The sequence below is a fragment of the Brevibacterium aurantiacum genome (assembly GCF_007558825.1).
In the GTDB taxonomy this organism is placed as follows: Bacteria; Actinomycetota; Actinomycetes; order Actinomycetales; family Brevibacteriaceae; genus Brevibacterium; species Brevibacterium aurantiacum_A.
This window is the reverse complement of the sequence record NZ_VLTK01000007.1, coordinates 260,970-276,646: the sequence shown is the minus strand read 5'-3', so window position 1 is coordinate 276,646 and position 15,677 is coordinate 260,970. Positions and strand designations below refer to the sequence as shown.

Sequence of the window (15,677 nt, the reverse complement as noted above, 5' to 3'; positions counted from 1 at the left end):
CGCTGGAATGGTGTCGCGGGCGGCCCGGCCGAAGGAAGAAGAATCACAGGCAGTCATCTCGGGCGCCGGCGGCGAACTTCAGATCTGGTCAACGTCAGCTGGTCCCGATATTTCTGAATCTTCTGTCGCTGAGTGACAGCGGCGTCCGAGTTCCTACGTGCGATTTCCGCAACGATGACGTCAGCGATCAGCCACGCACCTGCGGATTCAGTCGCAGCGGTGCCGACGGCACTTGAAATCGGCAAATGAATAATTGAGCTATCAAGATCCGGTGGCGGCAATTCTTGCGAGATAAGGACCATGGTGGTCGCGTTCTCCAAGGCCAATCTCATGACGACTTCGATTTCTGGAAATATTGCATGTGGCGCAAAGACGATCAACGGTGTCGACTCTGAGAGTTTCGCCAAGGCATCCGCACTTGCGTGTCCGGCATCACTGATTAGTGAAGTTGCGAAGCCGAGCCTATCCAACGACAGCGATAGGTAGTCCGCGATGTAGCGGGCAGAACCCAGTCCGAATAGGAAAGTTTGAGTGCACTGCTCAATAGCCGCACACGTGCGGGAGAGTTCGTCCGATTCAAGGCTGGACGCGGTACGCAGGAGCAGATCAGAGATATCCGAGGCGACCTTTGTCGCCACCTGAGCCGGAGTTGCGCCTGCTCCGGCGCTGGCGAGCTCGTCTAGCTGGGCCCTAATGGTCGCGGTGAGACTCAGTTCCCCATCGATGGAATGGGCATAGGCCACCTTCATTTCTTTGATACCGGTGAACCCGAGGCTACGTGCGGCACGAATGACCGTTGCTTCACTAGTGCCAGCCCAATGTGCGATCGCGGACACCGAGCTCGTCGCGAACTTGAGGGGCTCGCGAGTGGCGAACTGCCCTACTCGCTTCTCTTGCGCACTTAGCCCGGTCAGGTCGAACTGTGGTGGACGGTTTTCAGACATGGCACCATCATCTCAGACTGAAGGTTAAATTTCATATGGCAACATCATGAAAGTTCTACTACACTCATGGAGTCAGTGGTCCACATCACACAAAGGAGTGCACATGCAATTTGATGTTGTCATCGTCGGCGGAGGTGCGCACGGGTGCGCCCTCGCCTACGAGCTAGCTAAGAACAATAGATCCGTCGCAGTCGTGGAGGCCCGATCTCTAGCCGCCGAGGCCTCCGGCGGTTTCGGCAAACGAGGCGTCCGCGCGAACTTTCGAGATATTCGCGAAATGCGGCTGATGGCCGAGGCCCACGAACACTGGCCACGCCTTGCCGATGAGCTCGAGGGAGAAACTGGATATGTCCGGACTGGCGGTCTGTTTCTCGTCGAGAAGGAGGCGGTTGGGACAACCGGCGGAGTGGTGGCGAGCAAAGTACGAGCAAGCACGCAGACGCGCCTGGGCATCCCGACCGAGGTCTGGGATCAGAAACAGGTCTTCGACGCGCTACCGACGGTGTCGAATGCGATCCGCTGCGGAATCTACACTCCCCAGGACGGAATCGCCTCACATGAGGCGACGACACTCAGCTACGCGAATGCCGCACAGCGCAATGGAGCCGTCTTCATCGAGAACACCACGGTGGCGGGAATCAACACGCAAGAGGGCGGGCACGCCACCGGTGTGACTACGGCCACAGGAGAGGCCATCGTTGCCCGTCAGAGCGTCGTAGTAACTGCCAATGTCGCGTCGGCTGGCCTCATTGGAAATGTGTACGGCGGATCGTTGCCAACCTGGCCGGTCTACCCCCAGGCGCTGCTTCTCAAATCACAGCACAAGCCGGAAATCCCATTTCTTACCGGTCACGACAGCCGTTCGCTGTCGATCAAAATCCTCGAAAACGACCTCGTCATGCTCAGCGGCGGATGGCGGGGGCAATACGACCCTGAGACTGGCAGGGGAACAACAATCCAGGCGAATCTCGATGGCAATATCGCCGAATTGCGCACAGTGTTTCCCGGGCTCGGCGAACTCGAACTTATTCGAGCGGAAGCGTCGCGTTCCGAATCCTCGTGTATTGATCAGATCCCAATTATCGATGTGGTTCCCGGCAGCACAAACGTGGTGGTGGCCGCGGGGTGGTCAGGCCACGGGTGGGCTCTCGTTCCCTCAGTCGCGAGAAATCTCGCAGCCTGGATACACACCGGCCACAAACCGAGTGCTCTCAAACCGTTTACCTTTTCCCGTCTTAGTCTGGAGGCAGGACAATGTTGACAATACTTCCAATTGATTCCGGCACACTTGATTCGCTCATGCTCGCAATTGGCATTCTAGGGATTCTCCTGATAATCGGCATGGCCCTGCGCTCTATCATTCCGCTGTTTCGCCGATATTTCATACCAGCGGCGCTCATCGGCGGTGTCATCGGCCTAGCAGCCGGGCCCTACGGGTTCGGGCTTGTCGGAAACGATATCAATTCGACCTGGGCCGCAATGCCTGGCATTCTCATATCGGTGGTGTTCGCCCCAATGCTCATGGGTCAGGAACTACCGAAGTTTCGCGAGTCGGTGAAAGTCGCCGCACCGATGATCGTCTACTCATACTTCAGCAGTTTCATTATTGTCGGCATACCCGCGCTACTAACTTTCTTCCTCTTCACTCCAGTGTTCGGCGTCAACCCACTATTTTCGACGATTTTCGAGGTCTCGTGGCCGGGTGGTCATGGAACAGCAGCGGGAATGACGCCTGCCTATGAAGATCTGGGCTGGGCAGACGGCGGCTCGCTTGCTTTGGGATCAGCCACAGCCGGTCTACTCTTTGGGATTATTGGCGGCATGATCATGCTCAATCTCGCCGCCAAGCGGGGACGACTGGCCGCTACCCGCGGAAAAGCAGAGCTGAAGACCGCAAGCGATCTCCTGCCCGAGCCTGATATCCATTCGAAAGGGCGAATCAATAAAGCATCTCTCGACAACCTAGCGCTCCACGTGACACTCATCGCAATAGCAATACTGATCGGATGGGCGCTGAAATTCGTCGTTGATATGGTGATCACCGGTGTACCACTGTTCCCTCTGGCTATGATTGGCGGACTGATAATTCAGCTCATTGCCAAGCGCTCCGGATTGGCTCCGCTAATCGACAAAGCAACAATGAGTTCGATCGCTGGCTGGGCACTAGATTTCTTAGTGGTCTCCGCAGTCGCGTCGATCTCTATTCCCGTAATCCTCGACAACTGGGTGTCTCTGCTAATCTGTCTGATCGTAGTCGCAACCATCAGTCTGGGCGTGTTCTACTACTTGAGCCCTCGATTGTTCAAAGAGGACTGGTTCGAAGCCGGCATCGTCAACTTCGGGACCTGCACTGGTGTCGTGTCGGTAGGGTTGCTTCTCTTGAGAGCTGCCGATCCCGAGATGAAGACAGATGCTGGCCGTGCGTTCGCGCTGAAGTCACCATTCACCAGTCCATTTATTGGGGGCGGCTTCGTAACGGCTCTGTATCCGATCCTCGCCATTCGCTATGGCAACCTGTGGCTGGGAATCGGCTGCTTGGTAGTCTGTGCGCTCATACTGCTGGCGGCGAAGATATTCGGACTCTGGAACTCCCCACAACGAGTACGGAGCGATTCACAGGTCTACCAAAAGTGAGCGATCCACAGCCCAGTACCTTGATCGAAGAGATCGATCTATCGGGGTGAGGACGCCGCGGCGGTCCGAGCGTCTATCGGGCAACATTTGCAGAGCGGGACCAGTCGTATTTAGGGCTCGGCCGCCTCTAAAGACCAAAGAGTCGACCGCAATCCACAGCCAGTCGCGTACTCCAGCAAAATTCTGGCACTCTTCACCCATCCGTGGGACACCATCGCCCTAGAAAGTCAGGTTTTCAACATACAAAGTTGAGAAATGCCAGCGAATCCGTTGACTGGAACCGACCTACCGACACCAGATATCTGCTTCGACGCCACAGCGGCGTTCCTGGGCTCAGATGTTAAGTGTCGCAACTCTATGGCTGTGCCGAAGCCTTAGAGTTGCGACACTTTTCGTCGAACTTATGGGCATCACATTGAGATACATTCAACGACTACGTATTTCCACAGTACGATGCAACCGTGCCGATTCGGTGGAAGTAGGTCTCGCAACCTGACCTCCAAACTCCCCTATTCATCATCAGTTGCGAAAAATATTGCACGGGACTATGGCGACCGAGGCTGAAGTGTCGTCGTATTTTACTCAGCTACAGATCGCCCCAGTAACATCGCATACCAGAAGTCGCGGATCAGACCGGACCCGCGCTCCGCTCAAAACCAGGCGTCGGCGAGCAGCTTCAGGGAACGCTCGGCCGCTGCGGGGTCGTAGGCATAGGTGACGGTGATGAGCTCATCTGCCCCGGTGCGCTCGACGAACTCTGACATCTGACGGGTCGCAGTCTCGGGTGAGCCCACGGCGCTGATCTGAAGCATCGGGTTGTCACCGCCGTCGGCCAGCTCACTTGGGTCGACCGGTGGCTGCAAATGACGGCGGCGACCGCGGCCGATGTCGGCGAACATCTGCTTGACCGACGTGAACTCGCGCTGGGCGGCGTCGTCTGTCTCGGCCACCATCACGTTGATCCCAGCCATGACGTAGGGCTTGTCGATCTGTGCGGTGGGTGCCTCGGTGGTGAAGGAATCGCGGTAGACGCGGATCGCGGCATCGATCTGGTCAGGAGCGAAGTGTGAGGCCAGCGAGAACGGCAAACCAAGCTGACCGGCGATCGCGGCGCCGTTCGTCGTCGAGCCGAGCACCCAGATGGGGACATCGGTGTTGGCAGAGACAGCAGATTCGATCGGCATCGTGTGAGCCTTGCCCTCGGAGCTGAACCAGCCCTGCATGTCATAGATGTTCTGGGCAAAGGACTGCGGTTCGGCCGATGAACGGCTGAGCGCCTGGGCTGTCATTCCGTCGGTGCCCGGCGCGCGGCCCAACCCAAGGTCGATGCGATCGCCATGGATGTTGGCCAGCGTGCCGTACTGCTCGGCGACCATGAGCGGAGCATGGTTGGGCAGCATCACTCCGCCTGAACCCACACGGATCTTCTCGGTCACCGACGCAGCCTGTGAGATCAGCAGCGCCGTGGCACTCGCAGCCAGTCCCATGGTGTTGTGGTGCTCAGCGAACCAGAGACGACTGTAGCCGAGCTCATCGGCCAGGCGTGCGGCCTGCATCGAGGTGTCGATGGCTTCGCTGGCGGTGGATCCGTCACGGATGGGGACGAGGTCGAGAATATTCAGTGGAACGGACAAGGTGATGGGTTCCTTCGGTCGAGGATGTAAGTGATCAGTCGTTAAGGACAACAGCCGCGCGCCGAGGTTCTATTCCGCAAACGCACTCGGACGTGGTGGGGCCCCGAGCACACTTGCGCTCGGGGCCCCACCATCAGAGCTGATCTCTTATGTCAGCGTCAGATCAGCATCACTCGTTCTTCGGGCCGTCTCCCGAGTCATCATCATTGGTGGTGCCGGGCAGGCCCTGGGCCTTGCGGCGCATGAGGAGGACGACGATGACGATGATCGCCAGACCGCCGACTCCGAGCAGAACGATCATCGGGGTCGACATCCCGGAATCGCTTCCAGTCGATTCGCCGATCTCGCCGCGCTCTTCGGTGTCCTTGCCCGGTTCGTCGACGACGCCGCCGCCGAGTCCAGCCTGTGAGGACTGTTCGACAGAGCCGCCTGCACCTTCGGCGTCAGCGATTGTGAAGTCGAAGTCACCAGAGATCGGGTGACCGTCCGATGACACCACGCGCCAGGTGACCTTGTAGTCGCCGGGCTTGAGGTTGTCGGGCAGTGCAACGGTGAGCTTCTTGCCGTCGACAGCGAGTTCACCTGCGGAGACGTTCTTACCATCGATGACGACCTTGACCTCGGAGCCGACCTCCTGGACTTCACCGGAGAACGTCATCTCGATCCATTCAGGCTGCTGGTCGACCGTCGTTCCGTCCTCAGGGTTCGACGAGACGAGCTGGTCATGAGCACTGGCCGGGGCGAAAGCAAAAACACTCAAGGCAGCCACCAGCAGGGCAGCGAAGCCGAGCTTGAGAGCGGACCACGTGGTTCGAGTCATGTCAGTATTCTCCTTCAACAATTACCTTCAGTATCACCGAGTCTGCTCGGCCACAGAGTGCAGATAGTCCGTGAGTCCCGGCACGGACACTTCTATTGTCTCAAGAGTTTCTTCGAAATCCTTTAATTGCCCCGCCCACGGGTCGGGAACATCCGGTGCGGGAGCATCGACTGCCGTCTCCTGAGCCACCCGCGGATCGAATTCGCGCAGCATACGCAGCTGCGGGCGCACCTCGGCGGGGAGGTCTGCAACGAGGTTCTGCAGGGCTCGGTAGTGTCTGCGGGTCATCGCGATCGCCACGTCACGTTCGGCCAACCATTCGGAGGTGATCTGGCGAGCGACATGATTCTCGGTGCGGTAGCCGGCGGTCTTCAGTACCCGTGCCTGAGTGGGGTCGATGGGGTTGCCGGCCTCCTCATCGCTGATGCCGGCCGAGTCGACAACAGCCTCGGCGCCGCTTCGTTCCAGGTGGCTCTGGAGCACGCGTTCGGCTGTGACCGAACGACAGATATTGCCCGTGCACACGAACACCACGGATGCCGCCATTGTACGTTCCTCCTCGTCGACCCGACACCCACTGCTGCGGTGGGCCACCAGCGCATGCGCGCCGGAGAATCCTGACCATTGTCCCTACTGATCACGATACTGTTGCACCATGACATCTGTTACATCGAACGCTTCGGCGCGCCCTCAGGACGATCTGTTCCGCCACATCAACGGCGAATGGATCGACTCGTTCATCATCCCCGACGACCGTGCCGGCGACGGCGCGATGCGCGAACTCTTCGACACCGCGGAGACCAAGGTCCGCGACATCATCACCGCCGTCTCCGACGCCCCGCAGGAGCCGGGCAGCGAAGGCCAGAAGGTCGCGGACGTGTTTTCCTCGTTCATGGATCTCGACCGGATCAACTCGCTCGGAGTCACTCCCCTCGATTCCTCCTTCGCCGCCATCGACGCTGCCGAGGACAAATCCGAGTTGGCGAATCTGCTCGGCCGCCTCGAGACCGAAGGCGTCGGCGGTGTCATCGGCGGCTACGTCACCGCCGATGCGAAGGACTCCGACATCTACGCCCTCTACCTCGTTCAGGCCGGCATCTCCCTGCCCGACGAGGACTACTACTTCAACGATGACCACGCCGAGGTGCGCGTGAAGTTCGTCGAGCACGTGAAGAAGATGTCCGCCCTCGGCGGGATCGGTGCCAAGAGCGGAATCTCCGACACCGAGGTGGCTGCCAAGGTGATGGCGTTCGAAACCGCCCTTGCCCGCCACCACTGGGACCGTGTGGCCTGCCGTGATGCGGAGAAGACCTACAACAAGTTCACCCTCGAGCAGCTGCGCGAACTGGGCCCGGGCTTCGACTTCGACTCCTGGTTCTCGACGCTGGCCGCCGATGTCGACGGTGAGCTGTCCTACTTGGTCGTCGGCCAACCCTCTTACGTCACCGGCCTGGCCGAGGTGTGGGAGCAGACCGACATCGAGACGATCAAGACCTGGCTGCGCTTCTCCGTCCTCTCGGACACGGCCTCGCTGCTGACCGATGAGATCGTCGAGGAGAACTTCGACTTCAACGCCCGCACCCTCTCGGGCACACCTGCCCTGAGGGAGCGCTGGAAGCGCGGTGTCGGACTGGTGCAGGGCCTCCTCGGCGAAGCTGTGGGCAAACTCTACGTCGCGCAGGAATTCCCACCGGCTGCCAAGGACGCGATCGACCACCTCGTCGAGATGCTCATCAAGGCCTATGACAAGTCGATCAACGAGCTCGACTGGATGAGCGCGGAGACGAAGCAGAAGGCCCTGGTCAAGCTCTCGAAGTTCACACCCAAGGTCGGCTACCCCGAGGTGTGGCGCGAATACCCGGCCGCGATCGATTCCTCGGATCTGGTCGGCAATGTCCGTCGCTGCTCCCGCGCGGAGCACGTGCGCCAGATCAAGCGCATCGGCAAGGAGATCGACCGCACCGAATGGCTGATGACGCCGCAGACCGTCAACGCCTACTACCACCCGGTGATGAACGAGATCGTCTTCCCAGCCGCGATTCTGCAGCCGCCGTTCTTCGACGCCGCCGGTGATGTGGCCGCGAACTTCGGTGCCATCGGCGCGGTCATCGGCCACGAGATCGGCCACGGCTTCGATGACCAGGGTTCGCGCTACGACGGCGACGGCAACCTCGTCGATTGGTGGACGGCCGAGGATCGGGAGCGCTTCGAGGAGCGCACCAACGCCCTCATCGCCCAGTACGAGGCCCTGGTTCCGGCCGGCCTCGAATCCTCACAGCATGTCAACGGCGCGCTGACCGTGGGCGAGAATATCGGCGACCTGGGCGGACTGTCCATCGGCTGGAAGGCACTTGAGCTGGAGTTGGGTCGGGTGCCGTCGTCCGATGAGGCCGCGACGTTCTTCGAAGCCTGGGCCAAGGCCTGGCGGGCGAAGATGCGCACCGAGGAGCGCGTGCGACGGCTGAGCATCGACCCACATGCACCGGAAGAATTCCGCTGCAACCAGGTCGTGAAGAACATGACCGCGTTCCACGACACCTACGGCGTCAAGGAATCCGACGGAATGTACCTGGCACCCGAAGAGCGCGTCACCATCTGGTGAGCCGGGTTCCTGGGCCGGTCAGCAGGGTGCCGGGGCAGGTGAGCAGGGTGCCTGGGCTGGCAAGCAGAGTGCTTGGCACTCAGCGGCCCTGACCCTCGGAAGTGAGCAGGCGGCGGCTCGGACACTTCGCGGTGTCCGAGCCGTCGCCTTTTGTGCTGCCAGCGGTTCCTGCAGCCGCTAAAACCCTGTGACGTCACTAATTGCGGGCGGCGCCGGGCGCAATTAGTGACGTCGGGGAGGTTTAGTACGATTTGCTGCGCCTGAGCGTTGCGGTTTACCTGCCGACCGCTCCGTCGTCTCAGCGGTGCTGGCGGATGAGGCAGACCATGCGGTAGTCGAACTCTTCCCAGCTGGTGATCGGGGCGTTTGCCTCCATCGCCGCCTCGAACTCGTCGATCTCGTCGAAGTCCGACTCCAGCGGAATGTCGTAGGACATCTCGACGTAGATGAGTCCGCTCGCATCGGTGTGCACTACGTCGAACCCGGCGTTCTGCGGCGTCAGCTCATTGTTCATCACGATGAGCAGCTTGCCGTCGGTGCCCGCGTACTCTTCCTCGATGCCGTCGACATAACCCTCGGACTCGCGCAGTTCGCGCTGGGCTCGGATGACGAACTCGGCATACGCGCCGATGCCGATCACGGGGATGCGGGATGTCAGGGCCTCGGTTGCGACCTTGACCAGGCGCGACCTTGCCTTGCGCGTCAGCGGCGCGACATCGCCTCCGGACATGGCAACGCCGTCGAAGCCGACCAGCGATTGAGCGTTGTGTTCGTGATTCGGGTTGAGCAGCGTGGTGTCGAGTCCGAAGCGGGCATACCACGGCCGGGTCACCTCGGCGCTCTCTTCGTCCCACCACACGTAGAACAGGAACGGCACGTTGATGCCGGCTTCCGAGAAGTAGAACGGCGGGGTGCGCTCCCCCGCGGTGACCTCGAAGGGAACGACGTTGCCCTCGATCGGTGCCGGGCAGGTGGCGAAGGCAGTGAACGCGAACGGGTAGTTGACGGCCCGGTTGAAGTCGACGACCAACGAGCCGTCTTGGTTCGGGACACCGAGGTCGAGGGTCCTCCACGCGGGTGTGGAGACTCCATTCGTGGAGTCGTGGAAGTCGAGCTGCAGCCCGCTGGCGGGGTTACCTGTGGCTAAGAGCTTCACCTCGCCTGCCTCACTGGTGAAGGAGACGGTGCCGACTGCCGGAGTCAGCACGTTCAGGTCATCCTGTGCCGTGTTGATCGTGTGCACTTCAGGTTTCTCGAAAGGAGTGAACTTGGCGAGGAACACGAAGCTGAGGTTCGGTTCGAAGACGGGAACTTCGAAGAACTTGCCCAGCAGCGGCGACTTGGAATCGCGCACCCGGATTCCGATCCGTCCGGCACGGTCGATGAGCTCGTAGAGCACATTGCCGACGGTGAACCATTGGAGTGATCCACCGGCAGGCAGCTTCGCGCTGAATCCGTTCTCTTCGACCCGCACCTCGGGCCCTGCGATCTCGGTGATCTTCGGCAGAATCGTGGTGTCGCTCGGCACCGAAGCCGAGCTGGAAGGAGACGCAGCATTGATGCTGGGGCCCGCCTCGGCTGACTTGCTCAAAAGGTCGAAGGTCGCGGCAGCGGGACCGGCTTTGATCCCAGATTCAAGGGCCACACTGACCCAACCGTCAGCGTCGACGGTGAAGGTGCCGGGAGCGTCGGGCCAGGTCGTCGCATCGTCGAGCCAGTGCAGACCGGACACACTCAGCCAGCCGAAGGGAGTCGCCAGTGCCGAGTTCCTCGAATCCCGCCATGTGTTCCATTCGGTCACGAACTGGTTCACTTCGAACACTCCTTGTATTGCATTGCTTCTTGGCGCTTGTTCACGGGCTCTCGGGTGATGGACGGCGCAGCCCGAGCGGTCGATGGCTCCTGTGGCACCAGCCCCTCACCCGCTGCCGTGTCGACGCGGCCTCGAAGACCAATGCCCTTGTGGCCAAAGCTACCGCAAACGATAAGCTGTGAAAATGAGTACATCGCCCGTGAGACCACGTACGAAGACCCAGGTCGCAGCCGATCTGGCAGACTTCATCAGTTCTTCCCCCAGCTCCTATCATGCCACCGCGACGGCGGCTGCACGATTTGAGGCCGCAGGTTTCCTCCAACTCGATGAGCGCGAGAAATGGTCTCTCGAGCCTGGTCAAAGCCACTATGTCATTCGTGACGGTGCGATCATCGCATGGCGGACTCCGGCAAGCAAAGTCGGCGTCTCCGAGGCTGGCGCGGATGAACCCTCCAGCGACTCGAGTGAACTTTTCAGCAACTCTGGCGGACCGCCCGGCACGGTTCCCGGCTTTCGCGTGTTCGGTTCTCACACGGACTCCCCAGCCTTCAAACTCAAGCCGGGCGAGGAGTTCACCGCCGAGGGAACTCGGCAGATCGGCGTCGAGATCTACGGCGGACCGCTGCTCAACTCGTGGCTCGACCGGGAGCTCGCACTGGCTGGGCAGCTCAGCCTCGCCGACGGTTCCGTCGTCCTCGCGCAGACCCCGCCCATCGCGCGCATCCCACAGCTGGCCATCCACCTCGACCGCCAGGTCAATGACGGCCTGACGCTGGACAAACAGCGCCACACCACCCCCATCATCGGCCTGGCAGGTCTGGCTGAAGCCGATGTCATCGAGATCCTCGCCGCCTCCGCCGAGGTGGATCCGGAGCAGGTCGTGGGACACGACGTCTACACGATCCCCGTTCAGTCCCCCGGGCTCTTCGGTGCCCAGGAGGAATTCTTCGCCGCGCCGAGGTTGGACAACCTGCTGTCTGTCCACGCCGGTGTCTCCGCGTTGGTCGACGTCGATGCTGCGTCGTTGGATTCCGTCGCACTCTTCGCCGGGTTCGACCATGAGGAGATCGGGTCGAGTTCACGCTCCGGTGCCTGCGGGCCCTTCCTCGCCGACGTCACCGAGCGCATCATCGCCTCCATGTTGCCAGCGTCGACGCGCAGTGACTACCTGGCTGCACTGGCCTCGTCGATCTGTGTGTCCTCCGACGCGGGGCATGCGGCCCACCCGAACTATCCCGAACGCCACGACCCTCATGTCCGCCCCCGCCTCGGCGGCGGTCCGCTACTGAAACTCAACGCCCAACAGCGCTATGCCACGGATGCGGTGGGCACCGCCGCCTGGTCGCAGGCATGTGCGAGGGCCGGTGTTGAGTACCAGAACTTCGTGTCGAACAACGCGATGCCCTGCGGGTCGACGATCGGCCCCCTGACCGCAACCCGCCTGGGCATGACCACCGTCGATGTGGGCCCGGCACTGTATTCGATGCACTCGGCCCGCGAAATGGTCGCCATCGAGGATGTCGTGTCGCTGGGTGCGGCTGCGAAGGCGTTCCTACAGGGTTGAGCGCATGCCCTCGGGGTGGTCGCGTTCCTTCGGGGTGGTCGCGTGCCCGCAGGGTGGTCGCGTTCCCGCAGGGTGGTCGCGTTCCCGCAGGGTGGGGCTGAGTGCGGCGCTGTGGTGCCGTGGCCTTGGTGCGGTGCCGACATGCTGCCGAGAGGCTACTGGTTTGCGCGGAGTCGAGTTCTACAGGTTAAGTCAGGCTGAGTAGGTTGCAACCAACTCAGCCTGACTTAACCTGTAGAGCTCACGCGAAGCACACCTCGCGTGCGGTTGCTGACCGAGCGGAGGACCCGCAGGACTCTGAGCCCACGCGGCTTGATTCCAACCAGCCTCAGACAACCAGTCTCAGACAACCAGCCGTCAGCCAGCTGCCGGCAGCTCCCTACTTGTTCAGTTCCTCCAAGGCCTTCTTCGAGCCCGGGTGGAGTTTGATCGGGTCAGGTGTCTCGGCGTTTTCGACCTCAATCTCCTTGGCCGCTGCGTGGACCTTCTCCAGATCGGCCTTCTTGTCGTAGATCAGCTTCGTCAGAGCGCACGCGGTGCCTTCGTCCATGTCGTTGCGGACCATGAGGACATTGGGAGTGACGATGGTCTTGACGGCCTTCACACCCTTGTATGTGTCGGCGGGGATCTCCTCGACCTCGTAGACCGGGTTGATCTCCTTCATCGGGTCCTCGAGCTTGGTGATGTCGATGAATTCGACGTCCTTGCCGTTCGAGGTGAAGAGGTCGGTGACGCCAGCCGTCGGCAGCCCGCCGGACCACACCATGCCGTCGATCGTGCCGTCCTTCATTCCGTCAACGGTCTTGGTCAGGTCGAGGCGCTGAGTTGTCACATCGTCCTTTTTGAGCCCTGCCGTTTCGATGAGGCGGTTGGCAATGACCTCGGTGCCGGACTTCGGCGAGCCGGTGGAGATCGTCTTGCCCTTGAAGTCCTTGACGGATTCGATGCCTGCATCCTTGCGCACGACCACGTGAGTGAAGTTCGAATAGATGCGCGTCAGTGCCGAGATGTCCTCCGGCTTCTTGAAGTCCGCGTCACCGTTGACCGCATCGGCCGCTGTGTCGGCGAGTGAGAACGCGACGTCATAGTCCCCGGATGACAGCTGCTGCAGGTTCTGCACGGAGGCACCGGTCTCGGCCGCGGTGGCCTTCAGATCGGAGTTGTCGGAGATGATCTGCGCCAGACCGCCGCCGAGGACGTAGTACACGCCCGTCGAGTTTCCAGTGGCGACGGTGATCTGCCCGGAGGCCGCGGTGCAGTCGCCGCCGCCTTCGCCTGCCGGTTTGGCTTCCTGCTTACCGCCGCATGAGCTCAACGCCAGCACCGCGGCAACGGCTGACGCCGTGATTGTGAACATCCTTGTTCGCTTCATGGAATTCGTCCCTTTCTCAGTTGGACTCGGCCGGAGATCCGGCCGAGTGTGTTTCGGTCGATCCGATATCGCTGGTGGTCGCCGAGGTGGTCTTCGGTTTGCGACGCAGCAGCAGGTGAAGGATGACGGCGAGGATGAGGGCGGAGAACCCGATCATCATCGACATGGGCTGCAGGTAGAGCAGGGCTCCTGCGGCGATGAAGCACAGGATGCGCTCCGGCCACCCCGCACGGCGGATGATCCAGCCACCGGCACCGGCAGCGAGTGCGGCCACGGCGAATGCGGAGACGAACCCGGTCCATACCGCGCCGATGAATCCGCCCTGGGCCACGAGGCTCGCGCCCTCGGGTGTGAAGGTGAAGGCCAGCGGCACCAGGAATGCAGGAATCGCGTACTTGCAGGCCTGCCACATCGTTGCGATGACCCGGCCGCCGGTGATCGCCGAGGACGCGACGGCCGCCAGAGCGGTCGGGGGTGAGACCTCGGACAGCACGGCGTAGTAGAAGATGAACATCGCGGCGGCCGCCTCGGGGACACCAAGTGAGATCAGTGCCGGGCCTACGATGACCCAGCTGATGATGAACGAGGCCGTCACGGGCACTGCCAGGCCGAGGATGGTCACGGCCACGGCAGCGAAGATACAGGTGAAGATGAGGACCGCGGTCGGGTCTGTCGACAATGCCTGCGCGCCCTTGATGAGGATGTCGGAGATGACCTGGCCGAGGCCGGTCTTCGTGATCGTCGAGACGATGATGCCTGCGGCCGCGCAGACGCTGGTCACCGGCAGGACCGAGCGGATGCCCGAGGACAGTGCCCCGTAGAAGACGTCCCAGATCGCGAGGAGAATCGCCTTCGGTTCGCCGAGGCGGGAGATGACGATTTCGATGATCCCGAAGCCGATGCCCACTAGGGTGGCGTAGACGACGGCTTTGAAAGGTGCCATGCCCATGGAGAGGAAGACGACGATGATGCTCAACGAGATGAAGTGGTAGAAGCCTCGCTTCAGGATGGGCCACGCGCGCAGGCCAGGAGGCGGCGTGTAGTCGACCTCGATCTTGCGGGAGTCGATTTCGATGGCGAGGAAGATGCCCAGGTAGTACAGAAGGGTCGGGACCACTGCCCACAGCAGGACGAGTCCATAGGAGACGTTGAGCAGCTCCGCAATGATGAAGGCTGCGGCACCAAGGGTCGGAGGTGAGAGGATCGCACCGATACCGGAGGCTGCGAGCATTCCACCCGCGTTCTCCTTCGGGTAGCCGGCCTTCTTCAGCACGGGCCAGGTCACGGCACCGAGCGAGACTGCAGTGGCGGTGCCGGAGCCGGAGACCGTGCCCAGGAGGAAGCCGGAGAGAGCGACGGTTCGTCCCGGCGCGGCCTTCGACTTCTTGAATAGTGAGAAGCTCAGGTCGATGAAGAAGCTTGCTGCCCCGGTCTTGTCGAGGACGGCTCCGTAGATCGTGAAGAGGACGATGTAGGTGGCCGCGACGTCGAGGGGGATGCCGTAGAAGCCGGATGCATCGTTGTACAGGGCGTTGACGATCTGGTCGAAGTTCTGGCCCGCATGGGATCCTGGCCAACCGATCGGAATGTAGGCGCCGTAGTAGCTGTAGAGAAAGAAGACGATGCAGAAGATCGGCAGAATCAGGCCAGTGGTTCTGCGCGTCGCCTCAAGGACGAGGAGGAGGAGAACGCCGCCCATGATGACGTCGAGCGAGGTCAGCGAGCCCTGCCGGTTGAGGAACTCGTTGAAGCCGCCGGAGAAGAAGGGCAGCACCGGGTAGGCGCAGGTGAGGAAGGTGAGAACGACGAGTACCCAGTCGATGATCGACGGATTGTCGTTCGACCGGCGCTTTGCCTTCCTGCGTGGCTTCGCGGTGGAGTCAGCAGTCGCACCGCTGACACCGCTGCCCGCGCCGACACCGCTGTCAGCAGCGACATCGCTGTCGACAGCCTCGGCGACTTCCATGGCCTGGTCGGCGACGTCGCTCTTACGGCCGAAACCTGGCCGGTAGCAGATGAAGACCAGTGGCAGGACGAACGCCAGGAACCACATAAGGTAGTACTGATTGCCTTGAGTCAGCGGGAAGAACACCTGCTTGAGAACGAACAGTGACACGACGAAACACACGATTCCCACGCCGAGGTCGAGCCTGCGTGTCAGGGTGCGCTGAGGAAGCTCCTCATCGTACTGCGCGATCAGTTCGTCGACGTTCGTCTGCGGTATCGGGTTCGCAGGCGACGCCTCAGAAGGACGTGCGGACATCATTGTCCTTTCGGATGCTCGGGTCATCATG

At 61.3% G+C, this 15,677-nt stretch carries 11 protein-coding genes; 4 read left to right on the top strand and 7 right to left on the bottom strand.

Features of this window, described 5'->3' with window-relative positions; all coding sequences use genetic code 11:
• Positions 1–53: 53 nt before the first annotated feature.
• Positions 54–944 (bottom strand): MurR/RpiR family transcriptional regulator, encoded by an 891-nt coding sequence (locus FO013_RS13845; protein WP_143923145.1) that lies wholly within the window; start codon positions 942–944, stop codon positions 54–56.
• A 103-nt stretch (positions 945–1,047) separates the two neighbouring features.
• On the opposite strand from FO013_RS13845, the gene FO013_RS13840 reads away from it, so the two are divergent.
• Positions 1,048–2,205 (top strand): NAD(P)/FAD-dependent oxidoreductase, encoded by a 1,158-nt coding sequence (locus FO013_RS13840; protein ID WP_186293116.1) that lies wholly within the window; start codon positions 1,048–1,050, stop codon positions 2,203–2,205.
• Complete coding sequence (locus tag FO013_RS13835) at positions 2,199–3,578, top strand: sodium/glutamate symporter (protein ID WP_143923143.1); 1,380 nt, start codon at positions 2,199–2,201, stop codon at positions 3,576–3,578. The genes FO013_RS13840 and FO013_RS13835 overlap by 7 nt, the downstream gene beginning before the upstream one ends.
• Positions 3,579–4,228: 650 nt before the next feature.
• Here the strand turns inward: FO013_RS13835 and FO013_RS13830 are convergent.
• From FO013_RS13830 to FO013_RS13820, 3 genes are all read right to left on the bottom strand, one after another.
• Positions 4,229–5,212 (bottom strand): LLM class flavin-dependent oxidoreductase, encoded by a 984-nt coding sequence (locus FO013_RS13830; protein WP_143923142.1) that lies wholly within the window; start codon positions 5,210–5,212, stop codon positions 4,229–4,231.
• A 169-nt stretch (positions 5,213–5,381) separates the two neighbouring features.
• Positions 5,382–6,032 carry a copper resistance CopC family protein gene (locus tag FO013_RS13825; RefSeq protein ID WP_143923141.1) on the bottom strand — a complete coding sequence of 217 codons (651 nt, stop codon included), beginning with the start codon at positions 6,030–6,032 and terminating at the stop codon, positions 5,382–5,384.
• A gap of 33 nt (positions 6,033–6,065) precedes the next feature.
• Positions 6,066–6,578: a low molecular weight protein-tyrosine-phosphatase gene (locus tag FO013_RS13820; protein WP_143923140.1), complete on the bottom strand. Its 513-nt coding sequence runs from the start codon at positions 6,576–6,578 to the stop codon at positions 6,066–6,068.
• Positions 6,579–6,687: 109 nt separating this feature from the next.
• Here FO013_RS13820 and FO013_RS13815 point away from each other — a divergent pair, with 109 nt between their 5' ends.
• Positions 6,688–8,634: a M13 family metallopeptidase gene (locus tag FO013_RS13815; protein WP_143923139.1), complete on the top strand. Its 1,947-nt coding sequence runs from the start codon at positions 6,688–6,690 to the stop codon at positions 8,632–8,634.
• 298 nt (positions 8,635–8,932) lie between these two features.
• Here FO013_RS13815 and FO013_RS13810 read toward each other — a convergent pair whose 3' ends face one another.
• Complete coding sequence (locus FO013_RS13810) at positions 8,933–10,447, bottom strand: DUF1684 domain-containing protein (RefSeq protein ID WP_260848150.1); 1,515 nt, start codon at positions 10,445–10,447, stop codon at positions 8,933–8,935.
• A 184-nt stretch (positions 10,448–10,631) separates the two neighbouring features.
• Here FO013_RS13810 and FO013_RS13805 point away from each other — a divergent pair, with 184 nt between their 5' ends.
• A complete protein-coding gene (locus tag FO013_RS13805) occupies positions 10,632–12,011 on the top strand; it encodes a M18 family aminopeptidase (protein WP_186293115.1) in 1,380 nt (459 codons plus the stop codon).
• A gap of 379 nt (positions 12,012–12,390) precedes the next feature.
• On the opposite strand, the gene FO013_RS13800 is transcribed toward FO013_RS13805, so the two are convergent.
• Together FO013_RS13800 and FO013_RS13795 are read right to left on the bottom strand one after the other, a co-directional pair.
• The gene (locus tag FO013_RS13800) at positions 12,391–13,383 is read right to left on the bottom strand and encodes a TAXI family TRAP transporter solute-binding subunit (protein ID WP_143923137.1); all 993 of its coding nucleotides are present in this window, start codon (positions 13,381–13,383) and stop codon (positions 12,391–12,393) included.
• Between the two features lie 16 nt (positions 13,384–13,399).
• Positions 13,400–15,646: a TRAP transporter permease gene (locus FO013_RS13795; protein WP_260848149.1), complete on the bottom strand. Its 2,247-nt coding sequence runs from the start codon at positions 15,644–15,646 to the stop codon at positions 13,400–13,402.
• Between the last annotated feature and the right edge of the window lie 31 nt (positions 15,647–15,677).